Source organism: Amycolatopsis sp. cmx-11-51, assembly GCF_047608665.1.
In the GTDB taxonomy this organism is placed as follows: Bacteria; Actinomycetota; Actinomycetes; order Mycobacteriales; family Pseudonocardiaceae; genus Amycolatopsis.
The window spans coordinates 796902-815414 of sequence record NZ_JADNQO010000001.1 but is presented as its reverse complement, the minus strand read 5'-3'; the positions used below and the strand labels follow the sequence as shown (position 1 = coordinate 815414).

Here is an 18513-nt window from a genome sequence, read left to right as displayed (position 1 = left end):
AACGGAATCCTCATGAGAAGGCTTCTCGTCACGCTGGTCGCCCTCGCCGCCGTGGTGTCCCTGGCGAGCCCGGCTTCGGCGGCCCCACGACTGACGTTGCCACCGCCGACCGGCTCGCATCCCGTCGGCTCCACCGACCTGCACCTGATCGACCGGTCGCGCGAGGACCCCTGGGTGCCGACCGGGCCACGCGAGCTGATGGTGTCGATGTTCTACCCGGCTCTCCTGCCGGCCGGCCCGAAACGGCCGTACCTCACCTTGGCCGAGGCCAAGGCGTTTCTGACCGAATCCGGCGTCCCGGACGTCGACCCCTGGCGGCTCGCCGAAGTCCGGACCAGCGCCAGGGTCGACGCCCCGCCGCTGCCGGGAAAGCGTGCGCTGGTCGTCCTGTCGCCAGGGTTCGGCAAACCCCGCACCACGCTCACCGGACTCGCGGAAGAACTGGCGAGCAAGGGTTTCGTCGTCGCGGTGATCGGCCACAACTACGAATCCCACGGCACCGCCTTCCCCGGCGGGCGGGTCACCGGATGCGCCGCCTGCGGGTCCGACTCCACGCTGCTCCCGCCGATCCGCGCCCTGGATGCCTCGTTCGTGCTCGACACGCTGACCAGGCCTTCGTCGAAATGGTCCTGGCTGATCGACCGGACGAAGATCGGCATGGCCGGGCATTCCATCGGGGGTTACAGCACGCCGACGGCGATGGCCGCCGATCAGCGGATCCGCGCCGGCGTCGACATGGACGGCAGGCTGTGGTCGCCGATCCCCGCGTCCGGAATCGACCGGCCGTTCCTGTTGCTCGGCCGAGAAAGCGAGTACACGCCGGTGGGTCCCGACACGACCTGGGCGGCCAACTGGCCGAACCTCACCGGCTGGAAGCGCTGGGTCAGTGTCGCGGCGGCCGGGCACCCGTCCTTCACCGACGTCGGCGTGCTCGGCGAGCAGCTCGGCCTCACCCCGCCCGGCACCCTCGGAGGCGAGCGCGGAATGTCGCTGACCAGGGTCTACGTCTCCGCGTTCTTCGACAAGCACCTGCGCGGCGGGCGTCAGCCGCTGCTGGACGGGCCGGTGGCGGGCAACCCCGAGATCAAGTTCTGGAACTGACCCCGGTGAGGCCGGCGGATACCTGCCAGAGCCGCGCGGCCTCACCGGCGTCGATCGCGTAGGGACGGACGCCGACCCACTCGCCCTCTTCGAGCGCGATTTCGGCGACGTCGCAGTCCTCGCAGTAGAGCCCGCCCATGCCTTCCAGCCGCGGTGAGGTCGCGGCCCAGACCTGGGTGGCCGCGCCCTGCTCCGGTGACTTGAAATCCGGGTCGGCCTGGTCACCGTGCTCGTCGATCCAGCCGAAGCCGACCATCTCCTCCCGTCGGAGATGCCGCTGCAGTGGGGTGAGGATCGCGCCTGGATGCAGGCTGAACGCGCGGATCCCGTGTTCGGCGCCGAGTGCGTCCAGCTGCACCGTGAACAGCACGTTCGCCGTCTTGGCCTGGCCGTAGGCGAGCCATTTGTCGTAGCCACGCTCGAACTGGACGTCGTCCCAGCGCATCGGCGAAGAGTGGTGACCGGCGGAGGACACCACGACGACACGGGCGCCGCCGGACGCCGACAGCGCGGACCAGAGGTGATTCACCAGCGCGAAGTGGCCGAGGTGGTTGATCGCGAAATGCGACTCCCAGCCGGGGCCCACCCGCCGTTCCGGTGCGGCCATGATCCCGGCGTTCGCGATCATCAGGTCGATCGGGCGTCCGGAGCCGAGGAATCGGCGGGCGAAGGTCTCGACGCTCGCCAGATCGGCGAGGTCCAGCTCGCCGACCTCGGTGCCGGAGATCCCGGCGAGGGCGGCCTCCGCTTCGGCCGGACGGCGGGCGGGAACGACCACGCGCGCGCCGGCGTTCGCCAGCGCACGCGTGGTTTCCAGGCCCAGCCCCGAATATCCGCCGGTGACGAGGGCGAGTTTCCCCGAGAGGTCGATCCCGCGCTGGACTTCCCGCGCGGTGGTGCGTGCGTCGAAGCCGGACCCGATCCTGTGCTGTGAGGTGGTCATGCGGCGAACGCTAGGAGCTAGAGGGCTCTCTAGGTCAACCGCTATCGTCGGCGAGGTGACGGAACTCGCGATCGGCAAGGTCACCGACCGAACAGGCCTCAGCGTGCACGCACTTCGCTTCTACGAGAAGGAAGGGCTGCTCGCGGCGCCGGTGAAACGGGACCCGAACGGCCGTCGCGTCTACACCGAGCAGGACGTCGAATGGCTCCTGAACTGTACGAAGTTCCGGGCGTCCGGGATGCCGCTCGCCACCATCCGCGTGTTCGCCGAGCTCGTCCGGCAGGGGCCGGGGAACGAGGAAAAGCGACTGGGCCTGCTGAGAGAACATCAGCGCAGCGTCCACGAGCGGATCGCCGAGCTGGCCGACTGCCTGGCGCTGATCAACCGGAAGGTCGAGGTCTACGAGGAGCATGTCGCGCGGGGGACGGCCGACGACCTCTGGCGCTAGGTTGTCACGTTTCGCGCGGCGGCATCGTCCGGAGTGGCATGACAGCACAGCTCGACAGGTTCATCGACCAGAAGACGATCTTGTTGAAGACGTTCAAGCGGGACGGGACGCCGATCGGAACGCCGGTCAACATCGCCGTCGAAGGGGATCACGCGTACATCCGCACGTATGACGCGGCGTGGAAGGCCAAGCGGATGCGGAACGATCCGCGGGTCGAAATCGCTCCTTCGACATTCCGCGGGGACCCGACAGGGGAGCCGGTCAGTGGGCAGGTGCGCCTCCTCGACGGCGAGGAGGCGCGGCACGCGGCTGATCTCCTGGCCAGGAAGCACCGGCTTCTGCACGGCTTCCTCGTCCCCCTCCTGCATCGGCTGAAGAAACACAAAACGCTGCATTACGAAGTCAGGCTCGACCCCAAGTAGAAGTCCTTAGTGGACAGACGCTGCCACCCGATCGGTGCAACGTTTCGCCTGGCCATCGGACGGGCCTGCCCCTAGGCTGGCCCGCTCGTGACCTGCGAGGTGAGACGATGAGGTCCTTCGGCGCGGTGGATCCGGTCAAGATGGCGCTCGCCGGGCTCACCACGATGGCGCTCGGGATGGCGGCGGCGCTCAACGCCGATGCCCTGCCGGTGATCGGCGGTGGTACCACCTATTCCGCGGAATTTTCCGACGCGGGCGGGCTGCGCACGGACAACGACGTCCGGGTCGCCGGGGTGAAGGTCGGCAAGGTGTCGGAGATCGACCTCGAGGGCGACCGGGTGGTCGTCTCCTTCCGGGTGAAGGGCGCTTGGATCGGCGAAGCCACGAGCGCGTCCATTCAGATCAAGAACGTCTTGGGACAGAAGTACTTGGCGCTCGACCCGCGCGGCGAAAACGTTCTCGATCCGGGCGACGCGATTCCGCTGCGGCGGACCACCGCGCCGTATGACGTCCTTGAAGCGTTTCGGGATCTGTCGAAAACCGTCGACGCCATCGACGTCGATCAGCTCGCCAAAAGCTTCGACGCGATCTCGGCGACTTTCGCCGATACGCCTGCCGACGTCCGCGCGGCGCTCGACGGGATTTCGAAGCTCTCTGGCACCATCGCGTCCCGCGACCGGCAACTCCGGACACTGGTGGCGAACACGCGGCAGGTCTCGCAGACCCTCGTCGACCGTGACACCGAGGTCCAGCGGCTGATCCAGGACGGCAACGCGCTGCTGCGCGCGATCTCCACCCGGCAACAGGCGATCAAGGACCTGCTCGACGGCTCGAAACGGCTCGCGACCGCCCTCGACGGCATCATCGCCGACAACGACGGGCAACTCGGGCCGGTGCTCGAACAACTCGACCGGCTGACGTCGATGCTCCAGCGCAACCAGGATTCGCTGGCCAAGGGCATCGCCGCGTTCGCACCGGCGATCCGCGTGCTCACCAACGCCGCGGGCAACGGGCGCTGGATCGACGGGTACCTGTGCGGCCTCGTCCTGCCCTCGTTCGGGCCGGTCAACGAGAAAGGGTGCTTCGAGAAGTGAAAGCCAGGGGTTTCTTGAGTTCCTACGGTGGATGAGTCAGGATCGCGGTCCGTGAAGGACTCCTTGAGGGACCCAGAGTCCCTCAAGGAGTCCTTCACGGACCTGGAACACTCGGCCGGGCTGCGCGGCGAGTCGTCCCTCTGGACACGTGTGTCGTCCATCCCGTCACGCGAGTTGTTCGTCTGGTCACGCGACACCGCCAATACCGGCCGCTACGGCTTCGTCCTACGCAACCAGAACAACCCGATCACCGGCAGCACCAGCGGAATGAAGAGGTAGCCCTGCCCGTACACCGACCACACGGTCGCGTGCGGGAAGGCCGCACGGTCGAAAAGACTGAACGTGCCGACGGTCAGTACGCCGAGCAGTTCGATGCCGCAGGCGAGCAACGCGATCCGCCACCATCCGGCGCCGCGGCGGGCCAGTGCGACGGTGGCCAGGAGATAGACGACGGCCGCGAACGCGGAGAGGACGTAGGCCAGCGGGGCCTCGTGGAATTTGGTGCTGATCTGCACGGCGGCGCGTGACGTCGCCGCCAGCGCGAAAATCGCGTACACGGCGACCAGGATCCGTCCAGGGCCGGAGGTCTTGTCCGGGTGGGTGTCGGTAGCGGTGTCCACCGTGTTCTCCTCGGTTTCTTCAGGCACTGGCGCCCGCCCACACCTCGTGCAGCCGGAGCACCATCACCGGGATGGCGAGACAGGCGATCCCGAGGATCGCGGTGCTCGACCGCGTGCGTTCGGCCAGTGCCCAGAACGTCCCGAGCGGAAGTACGACCAGGCAGCCGATCAGATAGGCGAGATAGGTGGCCATGCTGCCGGGGCGGCCGCCGTCGATCAGCAGGATGACGCCGATCACGAGCTGGGCCACCAGGAGAATCTCAACCACGGCGAGACCGGCGAGCAGTGGGTTGTCCGGCAGCTTCTTGCGCGCGGACTGCACGAAACTCCACGCCGCGACCAGCGTCGCGCAGATCGCGACGGTCACCGCGAAGCCTGTGATCACGCACGCCTCCCTACCTACTCCGACGGCGACAACGTACCTTCGGGCGCATCGCCGTCGACGGGCGACCAGCAGGGGACGTGGCGGGGGCCACGGAGGGCACGAGTGGTCCAGACCCCGGGTGAATAGATCACGAAGCGCGTTCGGTCGGCGCTCGGTCAATTCGGTCGCGCATTCTTGTGTTCAGTACCCGGACCAGGGATTACGGGACAAGCGCGGTCCTGTTACACACCGACCGGGTGGTTGAAAACAGCGGTGATCTCACCCTGGGTACCCCTACCATTCGGTAGGTTTCGAATTCACGTCCCTGAACAGCCCATCCGAACCCCCGGTATGGCGGATTGGCCGTTCGCTGTCCGGCGGGTGGAATATTCCTCATCGCGATGGTGCAGTTGGCTCATCCGATTGGTGCGAAGGAGGGGTCGCTCGATGGATGTCCGGTACGAAGCGTATTGCTTCGCCGATCCGCTGTTCTTCGATGAGCAGCGTGAATCCGGGGACGCCGCCGACGATTTCGCCTCCCTGTTGCCCGCTCCCGAGTCCGGCTGGCGCACCGGGATGCGCGGAGTGTGGCGGATGCTGCACCCTCTTGCTCGAAACCTTCCTTTGCAGGGCTGGAAAATCCACGTGTCGGCAGGTTTGGACAACGCCGAACGAGTGCTCGTGAAGGTGCATGAGCATTGTATCGAGCACAATCTGTCCTACAAGCACCTGCGCTCACGGGGCACCCTGCTGGCACGAAATTCCAAATACGCTCCGCGTGACGGAAGCGGCAAGTTACTGACTCTTTATCCAGCTGACAACAACGAGCTCGAGCGCGTTCTCGCCGAGTTGTCCGCGAAGCTCGACGGGGAGCCAGGCGCGTACATTTTGAGTGATCTCCGGTACGGTGCCGGGCCGCTCTACGTCCGCTACGGCGGATTCGCCGAGCAATGGGTCGAACTCGACGGCAAGCGTGTCCTCGCGGTGCGCAAACCGGACGGGACACTGGTCCCGGACAAGCGCGAACCGACCTTCTCCTTACCCGACTGGGTGACGATTCCGGAGTTCCTCGCACCTCATCTCGCCGCTCGGAAGGGCGGCGACGCGGATCAGTTCCCCTACCGGGTGAAGAGCTCCTTGCACTTCTCCAACGGCGGCGGTGTGTACCTCGCCGACCGGAACTCCGACGGCGAAGAGGTGGTCCTCAAGGAGGCCAGGCCGTTCGCCGGCCTGGACCGCGACGGGATCGACGCCGTCGAACGCCTGCGCCGTGAGCACGAGGTGCTGGAGCGGCTGAAGGGCATCGACGGCATCGCCACCGCTTTCGACCGCTTCACCGTCTGGGAGCACCACTTCCTGGCGATGGAGTACATGCCGGGCGTCTCGCTCGGCAGCTGGCTCGCCCGCAATTATCCGCTCACCCGGCGGGACACCACCGAAGCCGACATCGCCACCTACACCGAACGCGCGCTGGCGCTGGTCCGGCGGGTGGAGGGGATGGTCGGCGAGGTGCACGGCCGCGGGATCGTCTTCGGCGACCTGCACTCGATGAACATCCTGGTCGACGGGGACGACGACGCCGTCTCGCTGATCGACTTCGAGATGGCTTCCGACGTCGAAAGCGGCGACCGGCCCGCCCTCGGCGCACCCGGCTTCCGCGCCCCGCGGGACCGGAACGGGTTCGAGGTCGACGAGTACGCGCTCGCCGTCCTGAAGCTGTGGATCTTCCTGCCGCTCACCACGCTCCTCGAACTCGCCCCGGCGAAGCTGCGCGGGCTCGCGGACTTCGTCCAGAAGCGGTTCGACGTCCCGGAGGGCTACGCCGACTCGATCGTCGCGGAGCTCGCACCCCGGGACATCCCGCCGCTGACGAGCGTGACCGAACTGGACCAGGACAAGCCGGACTGGGCGCTGGTCCGCAAGCAGATCACCGAGGCGATCCTCGCCAGCGCGACCCCCGAACGCGCCGACCGGCTCTTCCCCGGCGACATCGAGCAGTTCCGCGTCGGCGGAGCGTGCTTCGGCTACGGCGCGGCCGGCGTCCTCTACGCCTTGAAAGCGGCCGGCGGTGAGCGCCATCCCGATCACGAGCGCTGGCTGCTGGACTCGATCCGCCGCGATCCGCCGGGACGCCCGGGCTTCTACGACGGCTCGTACGGAATCGCGTACGTCCTCGAAGAGTTCGGCTACCGCGAAGAGGCCAGCAAGCTGCTGACGGCGTCGGCGACGCTGGTGGAGCAGACCACCGATCACGGTCTCGAAGGCGGCTTGTCCGGCATTGGGCTCACCCAGCTGCACTTCGCGGTGGCCCGTAAGGACAACGAGTCCGGTAGGCAGGCGCTCGCCACCGCCGTCCGGCTCGCCGAAGCGCTCGAGACCGCCGACCCGCCCGGTGACTTCGCCAGGGCAGGGCTGCTCAACGGCTGGTCCGGTCCGGCGCTGCTGTTCATCCGGCTGTTCGAGCGCACCCGCGAAGAGGGCTGGCTGTCCTTCGCCGACCAGGCGCTGGAGCGGGACATCGAGGAGTGCGCCGAGTCCGACGACGGCTCGCTACAGGTCCGCGACGGCGAGACCCGGACATTGCCCTACGCGGGTGTCGGCAGCGCAGGGATCCTCATGGTCGCCGAGGAGCTGGCGAAGTACCGTTCCGACGCGAAGGCGTTGAAGAGCCTTCCCGGCCTGCGTGAATCTTGCCGCGGTGAGTTCGTCATCCACCCCGGCCTGCTGTTCGGCCGGAGCGGGCTGATGACCGCGCTCGCCATGGGCGCCGAACCGGACGAGCGTGTCCGCGACACCATCGACCTGCACCTTTCCCGGCTGGCCTGGTACGCGGTGCCGTACAAGGGCGGCCTGGCGTTCCCCGGCAATCAGCTGTTGCGGCTGTCGATGGACGTCGTCACCGGTGGCGCGGGCATCCTGCTCGCCCTCGCCGCCACCCTGGACGGGAAGGCCGCGCTGCCCTTCCTGTCCTCCCGAACTGCCGGCCATTAAGACCGGCGGACCAAGAAATCAACGAAAGGGAACACCATGGAACTGGTTCTCGACCTGCAGGCCCTGGAAACTCCCGAGGTTCTCGACGGCGGTCACGGCGGCGGCGGTGGCGGCGCCAGCAACCTGAGCCTGCTCGCCTCCTGCGCGAACAGCACCATCAGCCTGCTGACCTGCCACTGATCATCGGCTGAGCACTGAAGGTGCGGGAGCGGCACAGGCCAAGTGCGCCGCTCCCGCGCTTTCATTTTGCCCAACGATGCATCTCGATGGGATCACGTTCGAAGGAATGGGACGCGGAGCTGAAGGGGACTTTCCCCGCATGCGACGCGGGTAAAGCGCCCTTCACCGCGTGAGACGGGGGGGGGGAAGGGCCCCTCACCTTCGACTTAGGGACTTGAGGAGTGGGATGGCGGGTTCCGCCGATCGCCTGCTGGTCACCGTGACCGCACTCGATCGCCCCCGCCTGCTCGGGCTGGCACTGACCGCGCTCGCCGGGACGGCGGCGGGGCTGCTCCTGCCCGGCGCGCTCGCGGCCGCGGTCGACGCCGCCGTTGCCGGACGTCCCAGCCTTCCCGAGGTCTCCTGGCTGATCGTCCTCGGTATCACCGAGATCGCCGTCGGCCTGATCGGCGGGATCCTGGCCGCGCGGATGACGGCTTCCTCGACGGCGTGGCTGCGCCGACGGCTCACCGACCGCTACCTGGCGCTCGGCACCCGTTCGGCCTTCGCCGACGGCGACGCGATCAGCAGGCTCACCGGTGACTGCACCGGCGCCGGACTGGTCGCCTCGGTCGTCGTCCAGCTCGGGTCGACCACCCTGATCTCCGGCGGATCCGTCATCCTGCTCGCCCTGATGGACTGGCGGCTCGCGCTCGTCTTCCTCGGCAGCATCCCGTTCGGCCTGATGCTCGCGCGCACCCATCTGAAGAACACCGCCGACGACGTCCTGACCTATCAAGAGGTCTCCGGCGAACTGGCGGCGAGGATGGTCGACGCCGTCACCGGACTGCGCACGATCGCCGCGTCGGGCACCGCCGACCGCGAGGCCGATCGCGTACTGCGGCCACTGCCGAAACTGAGTCTCGCCGGTCGCGGGATGTGGCGCACGCAGGCCAGGATGGTGTGGCGCTCCGGCCTGCTGCTGCCCGCGGTGGAACTCTCGGTGCTCGCCGCCGCCGGTTTCGGCGTGATGGCGGGCAGGTTGTCCGTCGGGCAGGTCCTCGCGGCGCTCGGCTACGTCGCGCTCGGCATGGGCCTGATCACCCAGATTCCTTTGCTCACCACACTTTCCCGTGCGCGATCATGCGCGGAACGGATCAACGCGGTGCTGGACTCGCCGGTCCCCGAACCGGGTGACCTGGGGGTCGTCCCCGGGCGGGGCACGCTCGAACTGCGCGGCGTCACCGTCGAAGGCGCGCTGCGGGAGGTCGACCTGCTCGTGCGGGGCGGCCGGTTCACCGCGGTCGTCGGGCGCTCCGGCGCGGGGAAGTCCGTGCTGGTCAACGTCCTCGGCGGGCTGCTGATCCCGGACGAGGGGACGGCGGCGCTCGACGGCCGTCCGCTGGACAAGCTGCGGCCGCACGAACTCCGCGCGGTCGTCGGGTTCGCCTTCGAGCGGCCCGCGCTGCTCGGCGCGACCATCGGCGACGCCGTCGGGTACGGCTCGTGGGCCGGTGAGGCCGCCGTGCGCGGCGCCTGCCAGTCCGCGCAGGTCGACGACCTGATCGTCCGGCTGCCGAACGGCTACCGGACGCCGCTTTCGGAAACCCCGCTCTCCGGCGGGGAAGCGCAGCGGATCGGGCTGGCGCGCGCGATCGCGCACGCGCCGAGGGTGCTCATCCTCGACGACGCCACCGCCAGCCTCGACACGGTCACCGAAGCCGCCGTGGAAGAGGCGATCGAACGCACCCTGCCCGGCCGGACCCGGGTGGTGGTGACGCATCGCGCGGCCACCGCGGCGCGGGCGGACACGGTGGTGTGGCTGGAAGAGGGCCGGGTCCGCGCGATCGGCACGCATGAGGCGCTGTGGCGGGATCCGGCGTATCAGGCAGTGTTCACCGGGAGCCTGGGGGCGGAGCAGGCATGAACAGCGCATACCGAGCCGAGTACGAAGGTTCGCCAACGAGCACCGAGGGCGCGCAGTGAGCGTCTGGGGGCTCTACCGCTCGGCGCTGGCCGGGCAGTGGAGAGGCGGGCTGGTACTGCTGGCCTGTTCCGTGCTGGAGAGCGCGCCCGCGTTCTTGTCCGGTCGCCTGGTCGAACTCGCGGTTGACGAGGGGTTTGCCGCGGATCGGCCAGGCACCGGACTGCGTTGGCTCGCGATCTTCGGCCTGGTCGCGGTGATCGGCGCGTTCGGTTCGCGGCTGGTGTGGCATCAGCTCGGCAAAGTCGTCGAGCCGTTGCGCGACGCGCTGGTGACCGCCGTCGTGCGCGGCGTCCTGCACGATCCGTCGCCACCGCGGAACCAGCCGGACGCCAGCGGCGTCGCCCGCATCACCCAGCACGTCGAAGTGGTCCGCGACGCCACGGCCGGGCTTTTGGTGCAGGCACGCGGGATGATCGTGACGACGGTCGCGGCGCTGGCCGGGCTGTTCACCGTCGCCGGTTCGCTCGCGCTGATCGTCGCGATCCCGGTGGTGGTCGCGATTCTCGTGTTCGCCTGCCTGCTGCCGTCGCTGGCCCGCCGTCAGCGCGCGCTCGCGCTGGCCGACGAGCGAACCGCCGAGATCGCGGGCGCGTCGCTGTCCGGTATGCGTGACGTCGTCGCCTGTGGCGCGGAACCCCTTGCCGCGCTTGAGCTCTACGACGCCGTCGACACGCAGGCGAAGGCGGCCGTTCGGGTGGCGCGGTCCGGGGCGGCCCGGACGGTGGTGATCGCGACCGGTGCCTTCGTGCCGCTGCTCCTGGCGTTGCTGGTGGCACCGGGCATGGTCAGGGACGGCGTGCTCACCGCGGGCGCCGCGCTCGGCGCGCTCGTCTACCTCGCGACGACGATGCAACCGGCGTTACGCGGGCTGGCCGCCACCGCGAGCACCGTGGTGCTGCGGTTGATCGTCGCGTTGCGGCGGCTGGCGGAGACCGCGGAGGCCGAGCCGGAGGCGGACGGCACGGCCGAACCCGACGGGACCGCGATCTATGTACGCGACCTGACCTTCAGCTGGGGTGCGGCGGCCGAGCCGGTGGTGCGCGGGCTGGATCTGCATCTGCGGCCCGGCGAGCGGCTCGCGGTGGTGGGGCCGAGCGGGATCGGCAAGTCGACACTGGCCGGGCTCCTGACCGGGCTGCTCGAACCGCAGGCGGGCCGGGTGCTGCTCGGCGGCGCCCCGGTCCGGGAGATCCCGGCGGCGCTGCGGCACCGGATGGTCGCGCTGATCCCGCAGGAGGCCTACGTCTTCGCCGGATCCGTGCGGGACAACACCGGCCTGTTCGCGCAGACCGCGATGGACACCGAACTCTGGGCGGCCATCACCGCCGTCGGAGCGGAACCGCTGGTCACGCGGCTGGGCGGGCTCGACGGAGAGATCGGGCACGGGGCGCTGTCCGCCGGTGAGGCGCAGCTGATCGCCCTCGCTCGGGTGTACGCGAGCGACGCGGGCGTCGTCGTCCTCGACGAGGCGACGTCGCACCTCGACCCGCCCGCCGAAGCCCGCGCGGAACGGGCGTTCGCCGAGCGGGGCGGGGTGCTGGTGGTGATCGCGCACCGGCTGACGTCGGCGTTGCGCGCGGACCGGGTCCTGGTGATGGACGGCAAGGAGACCGCCCTCGGCACCCACCTCGAACTCATGGACCGGTCCACGCGCTACGCCCAGCTCATGCACGCGTGGGCGCCTCGGCTACCCCAGCCCAGTGCGCAGTTCTTCCAGCGCGCCCCTGAGTAGACCTTCGACGGCGACCGGGCGCCGGGACTCGCGATCGACGAAGACGTGCACGAAGTGGCCCTCCGCGATCACCCTCTCCTTCGAGTACATCCCGACCTCGTAACGCACGCTCGACCGTCCGAGATGCCCCACCCGCAGGCCGACTTCGAGTTCTCCCGGGAACGACACCGAAGCGTGGTACTTGCACTGCGATTCCACGCACAGCCCGATGACCCCGCCGGTCTCGATGTCGAGCCCGCCGCGTTCGATCAACCAGGTGTTGATCACGGTGTCCATCACCGAGTAGTGGACGACGTTGTTGACGTGCCCGTAGACGTCGTTGTCCTTCCACCGCAACGGAATCGTCTGCCAGTGCGGGTACTCGGCTTTCACCACAGTTCCACCGAATCCCGCAGGATCCCGGCGAGGTCCTCTTCGGACGCCGCACGGGGCGCGGTCGCCAGCAGTCGTTGCTGTTTGACCGTGCCGGAAACCAGTGAGTCCACATCGGACTCGGCATAGCCGACGGCGCCGATCCCGTTGGGGATCCCGGTCTCCCGCATGAGCTGCCGCAGCACCGCGGGCAGGTGGTCCTGCAGATCACCCGGCCACTCGTAGTCCGGGGCCAGCAACCGGGCCACCCGCAGGTGCCGGTCCGGACTTGCGTCGAAGGTGAAGCGGAACGCCGCGGGCGCGGTCAGCGAGACCGCCATCCCGTGCGGCACCAACGGTTCCTCACCCGGATAACCGGCGGGATGGAATTCCCTGACCTGTCCGGCGATCGGATACGCGTTGGCGTGGGGGATGTGCACGCCGGCGTTGCCGAACCCGAGTCCGGCGAACGTCGCCGCGAGCGCCATCGCCTCGCGCGCCTTCATGTCCGAGCCGTCCGCCACGGCCGCCGGTAGCGCCCACGAGAGCAGCCGCAGCGACTGCTCGGCGAACATGTCGGCCAGCGGATTCGCGCCACAGTAAGGAACCCGGTCTTCGGGGCGTTTGCGGTCGAATTCGGTGTACGGCTTGGCCGTGTAGCTTTCCGCGGCGTGGCAGAGGATGTCCATCCCGCTCGCCGCGGTGACCTCCGGCGGCTGCGAAACGGTCAGCCTCGGATCGACCACGGCGAGGCTGGGCCGCAGCTTCAGCTGACTGATGCCGCTCTTCACCCGCAGTGACAGCACGTCCAGCACGCACACCGTGGTGCTCTCCGAGCCGGTTCCGGTGGTGGTCGGCACCGCGACCAGCGGTTTCAGCGGCGCGCTCGGCGCTCGACCGCCACCGACCGGCGCGTTGACGTAATCCATGAGGTCGCCGTCGTTGCTCGTCAACAGGTTCACCGCCTTCGCGGTGTCGATGGCCGACCCGCCGCCGACGGCGACGAAGGCGTCCCACTCGCCCTGTCCTCTGGCGAAGTCGACGGCCTTCCGCATGCTGACGTCGGTCGGCTCGACGTGCACGCCGTCGAAGACGACCGCTTCGACGCCGTAGGTCTCGATGCCTTCGGCGATCCGTTGTGGCCAGCCCGTCGCGGCGACACCCGGGTCGGTGAGCACGAGCACCCGACGGGCGCCGTACTGCGTGAGGTCGTAGCCGATCTCGTCGCTCGACCCGGCGCCGTACTTCAAGGCCGGTGCGCCGTAGGTGAAAACAGTTTCACGTCCTGCGGTGGCTGAGGTCACGTTTTCGTGCTCCCTTGCTCGAACACGTTCCGATATCGGACATTCTGCGCCCCGGGGTTGCCGGAATCGAAAGATCGCTTGACGGCACCGATCACCGCCCGCCTAAGCTCTTGTCATTAGATACCAACCGGGAGCGTCCGTCGCCCAGACGGCCGTGAGGATCCTGACCGAGGCGCGAATCCACCGCGTGTACGCGGTGGTGGGTGAGTCTTTCCTCGATCTGCTCGACGCGTTGCAACGCGAGCGGTCGATCACCTTCGTCTCGGCGAGGCACGACTCCGGCGCGGCCTTTATGGCCGAGGCCGAGGGCAAGCTCACCGAGCAGCCGGCGGTGTTGCTGGCGGGCCGCGGCCCGAACGCGGCGAACCTCGCGATCGGCGTCTCCACGGCGTACCAGGACGAGAGCCCGATGGTCGTCCTGTTGGAGAACCCGCCGTCCAGCCCCGGCCCGACCAGTGAACTGCCCACCGCCGACCTGACCGCGATGTTCGAGCCCCTCGTCAAGTGGACGGGCCGCGCGGAATCCCCGGACGAGGTCCCCGGACTGCTGGTCGAGGCGCTGACCCGCTGCCGCGAAGGGCGGCCTGGGCCCACCGTCGTCGCCGTCCCCGCCGACTTCTGGGGCGTCCCCTTCGACTCGGCCAAGCCGGTCACCGCCGTCAAACCGCCTGCCACCGGCGCGCTCGGCCGGACAGCCGAGGCGGTCGCGCAGCTGGTCGACGAGGCCCGGTACCCGGTGGTCATCGTCGGCGGAAGGGCGCGAGCGGGGCGGGAAGAGCTGATCGCCGTCGCCGACGAGCTGGCGCTCCCGGTGTACAACGCGTTCCGCCGCCAGGACGCCTTCCCCGAGAACCACGCGCGCTACGCCGGCCACCTCGGCATCGGCATCCCGGCGCGGCAACTCGACGCGCTGGAGCGTGCCGACCTCGTGCTCGCGCTGGGCACGCAGCTCGACGAGGTCACCACCCAGTCCTTCCGCTACCCGACGCCGTCGCAGACGCTGGTGCTGGTCGGCACCGGGATCGAGCCCGCCCGGCGCGGCGGCCTGACCTTCCGGGTCGACTCCGAGGTCGAGCCGTTCCTGCGCGAACTGCGCAACGTCGCCTCGCCGCGGACCCGCCGCGCGTCGGCCGCGAACGCCGCCGTGCACACCTTCATGACACCGCCCGACACCAGCGGCGCCACCCGTATCCACCCCGCCGACGTCATCCGCGCGGTGCGCAAGCTCGCGCCCGAAGACGCGATCGTGACCAGCGACGCGGGCAACTTCGCCCAGTTCATGCACCGCTACTGGTGTTTCACCGCGCCGCGCAGTCAGCTCGGCCCGAGCAACGCGGCCATGGGCTACGCGGTGCCCGCGGCGATCGCGGCGAAACTCGCCGAGCCGCGCCGGACGGTGATCGCGATGGTCGGCGACGGCGGCGCGCTGATGACCGGGCAGGAGATCGAGACCGCCGTCCGCTACCGCGTGCCGGTGACCGTCCTGGTGTTCCAGAACGGGCTGCACGGTCCGCTCGCCGTGCACCAGGCGCGCAAGCACGGACGGCTGTCGGGGGTCACCGTCCCCACCACCGACTTCGCGTCGTGGGCACGGGGGCTCGGCGCCGCCGGGTACACCGTGGACGACCGTGAAGAGCTGGAGCCGATCATCGCGAGCGCACTGGTCCGGCAACGGCCGTGTGTGATCGACATCAGGACGGATCCGGACGTGGTGACGCCGGACGTCCGGCTGACGAGCCTGCTGGGCGCCGCGAGGCCGCAGCAGGGTGGACAGTAGGGCCGATCAGCCGATTACCGGGCGGTACTTTTTTCTCAGGGGATACACAGGAACCCTGGTGGGGCGGCCGCCACCAGCCCCAAGGGGTGGGAAGTCAGTGACGACTCGGCTGAGTTCAGGTCGCGGAGATCGGCTTTTGTCGGTCGGTCGTGGCACAATCGCGGCAACACCGAGAGTCCGATATGGACCGGTGCGGCCACTGGGTCCTTGACTACCGCGCCACCGACCACAGGGCCGCCGCCGTCCGCCGGTGGGTTGTTGGCACGCACTACCGCACGCGGTACTTCGAGCGTTGTGTTGACACAGGGAGAAAACATGGCTGACGAAAAGCCACAGGAGAGCAAGTCCGTTTCCGGCGTCGTGCCGGTGCAGTTCAGTGCGGACGCGGAGACCCACGACACAGCCGTCGTGGCCACGAATCGGGAGGCCTTGCGTTATTCACCGTTCGGCGCCGATGTACCGTTGCGTGCGGCGAGTGGCGAATAGCCCAGCGGTAAAGGGTACTGCGAGGCCGCGCACACCCGGGTGACGATGCTTGTCGGCCTGCGTGAGGTGTGCTTTACTGCTTCAGGTCTCGTTTTTTGTGTTCGTGTTGGTTCACGCTCGCAGAACTCAGCGGGCGTAGTGTCTCCTCGTGTTTCCGGGGAAGCAAACCGTCTGGTCATGACCCGGGCTGCCGACGTGGCTTCCTGTTTGTTTGTGTTGCATATGGAGATTTTATGACTCAGGGCACTGTGAAGTGGTTCAACTCCGAGAAGGGGTTCGGCTTCATCACTCCCGACAACGGCGGCGGCGACGTCTTCGTGCACTACAGCGAGATCAAGGGCAACGGCTTCCGTAGCCTCGAGGAGAACGCCCGCGTGGAGTTCGAGATCGGGCAGGGCGCGAAGGGTCCGCAGGCCACCTCGGTCAACGTGATCTGATCCAGGCTTTCCAAGCAGGGCCGCCATCCCCTCGGGGAGGCGGCCCTGCTGCTTTTCCGGGGTCTTTCAAGGCCTCAAGGCGAGACCAATCCGGTCTCGTAGGCCAGCACGATCGCCTGCGCCCGGTCCCGTAATCCGAGTTTCGCCAGTATCCGGCCGACGTACGTCTTCACGGTCTGCGCCGAAAGCACCAGATCCGCCGCGATCTCCGGATTGGACCGTCCTTTCGCTATCAACCGCAGCACTTCCCGCTCGCGTTCGGTGAGCACGTCGAACCGCGCCGGGGACGGCCGCGGAACCGGCGTACTGGCCACGAAGTTCGCGATGAGCCGCTTCGTGACCGCGGGGGAGAGCAGCGCGTCACCGGCGGCGATCACGCCGATCGCGGTGATCAGCTCGGCCGACGGCGCGTCCTTCACCAGGAACCCGCTCGCGCCCGCCCGCAGCGCTTCGTAGACGTAGTCGTCCAAATGGAACGTCGTCAGGACGAGCACCTTCGGCTTCTCGCCGTCGCCTTCGAGCAGGCGCCGGGTCGTTTCGAGACCGTCCATCACCGGCATCCTGATGTCCATCAGGACGACGTCCGGCGGCGTGGGCAAGGCGGAGATGCTTGCCAGCGCCTCCATCCCGTCACCCGCTTGGCCTACCACGGCCAACCCCGGCTGCGCGTTCAGCAGGGCGGCGAAGCTTTCCCGCACCATGGCCTGGTCGTCGACGATGAAGACGGTCGTCACACGCCACTCTCCCCCGGGAGTTCGAGCGTGACGGCCACGCGGAAACCGCCGTCCGCCCGCGGTCCGGTCTCGTACGAGCCGCCGATCAGCGTAACGCGTTCGGCGATCCCGGCAAGGCCGGTGCCGTCCCCCGCACCAGGCGCGGCAGGCCGCGTGGGCGGCCCGTTTTCGACGAGGATCGTGAGCCCGTCCGGTTCCCGCCGCACCTCGACGTCCACAGTAGACCCCGGGTTGTGCCGTGCCGCGTTGCTCAACGCCTCCTGCAGGATCCGGTACGCGGCCAACGCGATCATCGCGGGAACGCCGTCCCCGCCGGAGATCTCCGCCCGGATCTCGATCCCGGAGGCCCGGCAGCCGTCGATCAGCGACGGTACCTCCGCGAGTCCTGGCTGTGGTTCGTGTTCCGGTTCGGCGTCGGCGTCCCGCAGCACGCCGACGAGCCGTCGCGCCTCGTCGAGCGCTTCCCTCGCCGCGACCCCGAGCGCGCGGAATTCCTCCGCCGCGGCCTCCGACACATCGGGGACGCGGTAGCGCGCGCTGTCGGTCCGCAGCGCGATCAGGGAGAGGTGATGGCCGATGATGTCGTGCAGTTCCCTGGCGACCAGCGCGCGTTCCTGCAACGCGGCCCGTTTCGACCGCTCCTCCACGGTCGTGCGCTCGGCCGCGTCGGCCTGCTCCAGCGCGCGGCGGCGTTGTTGCATCCCGTATCCCGCCACGATGGTCACGGTCACCACGATCAACGACCACACCAGGCTCTTCGTGCCCGCACGTGGTAGCTGGACGACGCCGACCGCGGTGGCGAGCACCACCGCGACGATCGAGATCCCCCGGCCCTGCCCGGGTTTCGTGCGGGCGAGCGTCATCGCGAGCACCGGCAGATACGGCAGGACGTGGACCTGCAACGGCCAGCCCGACAGTGTCCGGCCGAACGGCTGGTAGTCCGCGGGGAAGAGGGTGGCGATCATCGCGCCGACCATCCCCGCCGCCGCCACCCGGACGGCGGTCAGCGGGAACGGGACGGCCAGCAGCGGCGGCGTGATCTGCAGGAGCAGCAGGAAGAAGACCAGCGGCAGACTGCTGCCGCCGAGGTAGCGCGCCCACGAACCGTAGGTCAAGCCCAGCAACACGGCGAGCGCGGAGCCGAAGAGAACCGTCTTGACCCAGACCGGCCCGCGCCACCAGGCCGACGGCGGTTCGAGATCGGCCTCGCGCCCGGTGAGGAGCGCCCACCCCAAGGAACCGCCGTTCGAAGCCATGTCCCGACGCTAACGACGCCGCGGGCCGGGCACATCCCCTCGCGGGGGACACCCGAGGTCCCCCACGGGGTGACGGGGACTGCTCCGCCAGGCGGGACGCATGCGCTGGTGGTCTTCGTGGGGACGTTCCTGGTCGACGCCCGCGCGGTGAGCGGGCAGGCCGAACGGATCCTGCCGGTCGTGCTTGTCCGCCGGACGGCGTTCGACCGAAGATCGGGCACCTCGGCCCCTAGCCTGGCGATGCAACCTCGTGCAACTCTTTCTTTCGTGGCCCTGAAGTCGTTTCCTTGTAGGGACTTGGCGCGGC

At 68.9% G+C, this 18513-nt stretch carries 18 protein-coding genes; 11 read left to right on the top strand and 7 right to left on the bottom strand.

The features are described from left to right. The first annotated feature begins 12 nt into the window (after nucleotides 1-12). On the top strand, nucleotides 13-1101 hold the full coding sequence (locus tag ACM6LU_RS04080) for an alpha/beta hydrolase family protein (protein ID WP_414936193.1): 1089 nt from the start codon (nucleotides 13-15) through the stop codon (nucleotides 1099-1101). Here ACM6LU_RS04080 and ACM6LU_RS04075 read toward each other — a convergent pair. Further along, a complete protein-coding gene (locus ACM6LU_RS04075) occupies nucleotides 1085-2044 on the bottom strand; it encodes an SDR family NAD(P)-dependent oxidoreductase (RefSeq protein ID WP_414936192.1) in 960 nt (319 codons plus the stop codon). The two genes, ACM6LU_RS04080 and ACM6LU_RS04075, sit on opposite strands and share 17 nt — an antisense overlap. Before the next feature lie 55 nt (nucleotides 2045-2099). Here ACM6LU_RS04075 and ACM6LU_RS04070 point away from each other — a divergent pair, with 55 nt between their 5' ends. The 3 genes from ACM6LU_RS04070 to ACM6LU_RS04060 all read left to right on the top strand — a co-directional run bounded on the left by ACM6LU_RS04070 (nucleotide 2100) and on the right by ACM6LU_RS04060 (nucleotide 4008). Beyond that, nucleotides 2100-2492 carry a MerR family transcriptional regulator gene (locus ACM6LU_RS04070; protein ID WP_414936191.1) on the top strand — a complete coding sequence of 131 codons (393 nt, stop codon included), beginning with the start codon at nucleotides 2100-2102 and terminating at the stop codon, nucleotides 2490-2492. 38 nt (nucleotides 2493-2530) lie between these two features. Next, nucleotides 2531-2914: a PPOX class F420-dependent oxidoreductase gene (locus ACM6LU_RS04065; RefSeq protein ID WP_414936190.1), complete on the top strand. Its 384-nt coding sequence runs from the start codon at nucleotides 2531-2533 to the stop codon at nucleotides 2912-2914. A gap of 107 nt (nucleotides 2915-3021) precedes the next feature. Further along, nucleotides 3022-4008 (top strand): MCE family protein, encoded by a 987-nt coding sequence (locus ACM6LU_RS04060; protein ID WP_414936189.1) that lies wholly within the window; start codon nucleotides 3022-3024, stop codon nucleotides 4006-4008. 212 nt (nucleotides 4009-4220) lie between these two features. Here the strand turns inward: ACM6LU_RS04060 and ACM6LU_RS04055 are convergent, their stop codons facing one another. Next, nucleotides 4221-4655, bottom strand: a complete 435-nt coding sequence (locus ACM6LU_RS04055) for a hypothetical protein (protein ID WP_414936188.1) — start codon at nucleotides 4653-4655, stop codon at nucleotides 4221-4223. Further along, complete coding sequence (locus tag ACM6LU_RS04050; protein WP_414936187.1) at nucleotides 4648-5013, bottom strand: hypothetical protein; 366 nt, start codon at nucleotides 5011-5013, stop codon at nucleotides 4648-4650. The genes ACM6LU_RS04055 and ACM6LU_RS04050 overlap by 8 nt, the downstream gene beginning before the upstream one ends. 426 nt (nucleotides 5014-5439) lie before the next feature. Here ACM6LU_RS04050 and lanKC point away from each other — a divergent pair, with 426 nt between their 5' ends. From lanKC to ACM6LU_RS04030, 4 genes are all read left to right on the top strand, one after another. Then, nucleotides 5440-7983, top strand: coding sequence for a class III lanthionine synthetase LanKC (gene lanKC, locus ACM6LU_RS04045; RefSeq protein WP_414936186.1), 2544 nt, complete (start codon nucleotides 5440-5442; stop codon nucleotides 7981-7983). Nucleotides 7984-8019: 36 nt separating this feature from the next. After that, a complete protein-coding gene (locus tag ACM6LU_RS04040; RefSeq protein ID WP_414936185.1) occupies nucleotides 8020-8163 on the top strand; it encodes a SapB/AmfS family lanthipeptide in 144 nt (47 codons plus the stop codon). Nucleotides 8164-8389: 226 nt separating this feature from the next. After that, nucleotides 8390-10069: an ABC transporter ATP-binding protein gene (locus ACM6LU_RS04035; protein ID WP_414936184.1), complete on the top strand. Its 1680-nt coding sequence runs from the start codon at nucleotides 8390-8392 to the stop codon at nucleotides 10067-10069. A 55-nt stretch (nucleotides 10070-10124) separates the two neighbouring features. Next, nucleotides 10125-11861: an ATP-binding cassette domain-containing protein gene (locus tag ACM6LU_RS04030; protein WP_414936183.1), complete on the top strand. Its 1737-nt coding sequence runs from the start codon at nucleotides 10125-10127 to the stop codon at nucleotides 11859-11861. Here ACM6LU_RS04030 and ACM6LU_RS04025 read toward each other — a convergent pair. Beyond that, complete coding sequence (locus tag ACM6LU_RS04025) at nucleotides 11817-12236, bottom strand: acyl-CoA thioesterase (protein ID WP_414936182.1); 420 nt, start codon at nucleotides 12234-12236, stop codon at nucleotides 11817-11819. The two genes, ACM6LU_RS04030 and ACM6LU_RS04025, sit on opposite strands and share 45 nt — an antisense overlap. Beyond that, nucleotides 12230-13516, bottom strand: a complete 1287-nt coding sequence (locus ACM6LU_RS04020) for a hydroxyacid-oxoacid transhydrogenase (protein ID WP_414936181.1) — start codon at nucleotides 13514-13516, stop codon at nucleotides 12230-12232. The genes ACM6LU_RS04025 and ACM6LU_RS04020 overlap by 7 nt, the downstream gene beginning before the upstream one ends. A 115-nt stretch (nucleotides 13517-13631) precedes the next feature. Between ACM6LU_RS04020 and ACM6LU_RS04015 the strand changes: the two genes are divergently transcribed. The 3 genes from ACM6LU_RS04015 to ACM6LU_RS04005 all read left to right on the top strand — a co-directional run bounded on the left by ACM6LU_RS04015 (nucleotide 13632) and on the right by ACM6LU_RS04005 (nucleotide 16216). After that, the gene (locus ACM6LU_RS04015; RefSeq protein WP_414937079.1) at nucleotides 13632-15293 is read left to right on the top strand and encodes a thiamine pyrophosphate-binding protein; all 1662 of its coding nucleotides are present in this window, start codon (nucleotides 13632-13634) and stop codon (nucleotides 15291-15293) included. Nucleotides 15294-15608: 315 nt separating this feature from the next. Further along, entirely contained in the window at nucleotides 15609-15779 is a 171-nt protein-coding gene (locus ACM6LU_RS04010; protein WP_414936180.1) for a hypothetical protein, read from the top strand. A gap of 233 nt (nucleotides 15780-16012) precedes the next feature. Further along, a complete protein-coding gene (locus ACM6LU_RS04005; protein WP_414936179.1) occupies nucleotides 16013-16216 on the top strand; it encodes a cold-shock protein in 204 nt (67 codons plus the stop codon). Between the two features lie 74 nt (nucleotides 16217-16290). Here the strand turns inward: ACM6LU_RS04005 and ACM6LU_RS04000 are convergent, their stop codons facing one another. Together ACM6LU_RS04000 and ACM6LU_RS03995 are read right to left on the bottom strand one after the other, a co-directional pair. Continuing rightward, nucleotides 16291-16950: a response regulator gene (locus tag ACM6LU_RS04000; RefSeq protein WP_414936178.1), complete on the bottom strand. Its 660-nt coding sequence runs from the start codon at nucleotides 16948-16950 to the stop codon at nucleotides 16291-16293. Beyond that, nucleotides 16947-18206, bottom strand: a complete 1260-nt coding sequence (locus ACM6LU_RS03995; RefSeq protein WP_414936177.1) for a sensor histidine kinase — start codon at nucleotides 18204-18206, stop codon at nucleotides 16947-16949. Before ACM6LU_RS03995 ends, ACM6LU_RS04000 begins: the two co-directional genes overlap by 4 nt. Nucleotides 18207-18513 lie beyond the last annotated feature (307 nt).

Bases quoted from the DNA above. Each gene is read 5' to 3' on its own strand.
- ACM6LU_RS04080 (WP_414936193.1), top strand. From the start codon at position 13: ATGAGAAGGCTTCTCGTCACGCTGGTCGCCCTCGCCGCCGTGGTGTCC.
- ACM6LU_RS04075 (WP_414936192.1), bottom strand. From the start codon at position 2,044: ATGACCACCTCACAGCACAGGATCGGGTCCGGCTTCGACGCACGCACC.
- ACM6LU_RS04065 (WP_414936190.1), top strand. From the start codon at position 2,531: ATGACAGCACAGCTCGACAGGTTCATCGACCAGAAGACGATCTTGTTG.
- ACM6LU_RS04060 (WP_414936189.1), top strand. From the start codon at position 3,022: ATGAGGTCCTTCGGCGCGGTGGATCCGGTCAAGATGGCGCTCGCCGGG.
- lanKC (WP_414936186.1), top strand. From the start codon at position 5,440: ATGGATGTCCGGTACGAAGCGTATTGCTTCGCCGATCCGCTGTTCTTC.
- ACM6LU_RS04040 (WP_414936185.1), top strand. From the start codon at position 8,020: ATGGAACTGGTTCTCGACCTGCAGGCCCTGGAAACTCCCGAGGTTCTC.
- ACM6LU_RS04035 (WP_414936184.1), top strand. From the start codon at position 8,390: ATGGCGGGTTCCGCCGATCGCCTGCTGGTCACCGTGACCGCACTCGAT.
- ACM6LU_RS04010 (WP_414936180.1), top strand. From the start codon at position 15,609: ATGGCTGACGAAAAGCCACAGGAGAGCAAGTCCGTTTCCGGCGTCGTG.
- ACM6LU_RS04005 (WP_414936179.1), top strand. From the start codon at position 16,013: ATGACTCAGGGCACTGTGAAGTGGTTCAACTCCGAGAAGGGGTTCGGC.
- ACM6LU_RS03995 (WP_414936177.1), bottom strand. From the start codon at position 18,206: ATGGCTTCGAACGGCGGTTCCTTGGGGTGGGCGCTCCTCACCGGGCGC.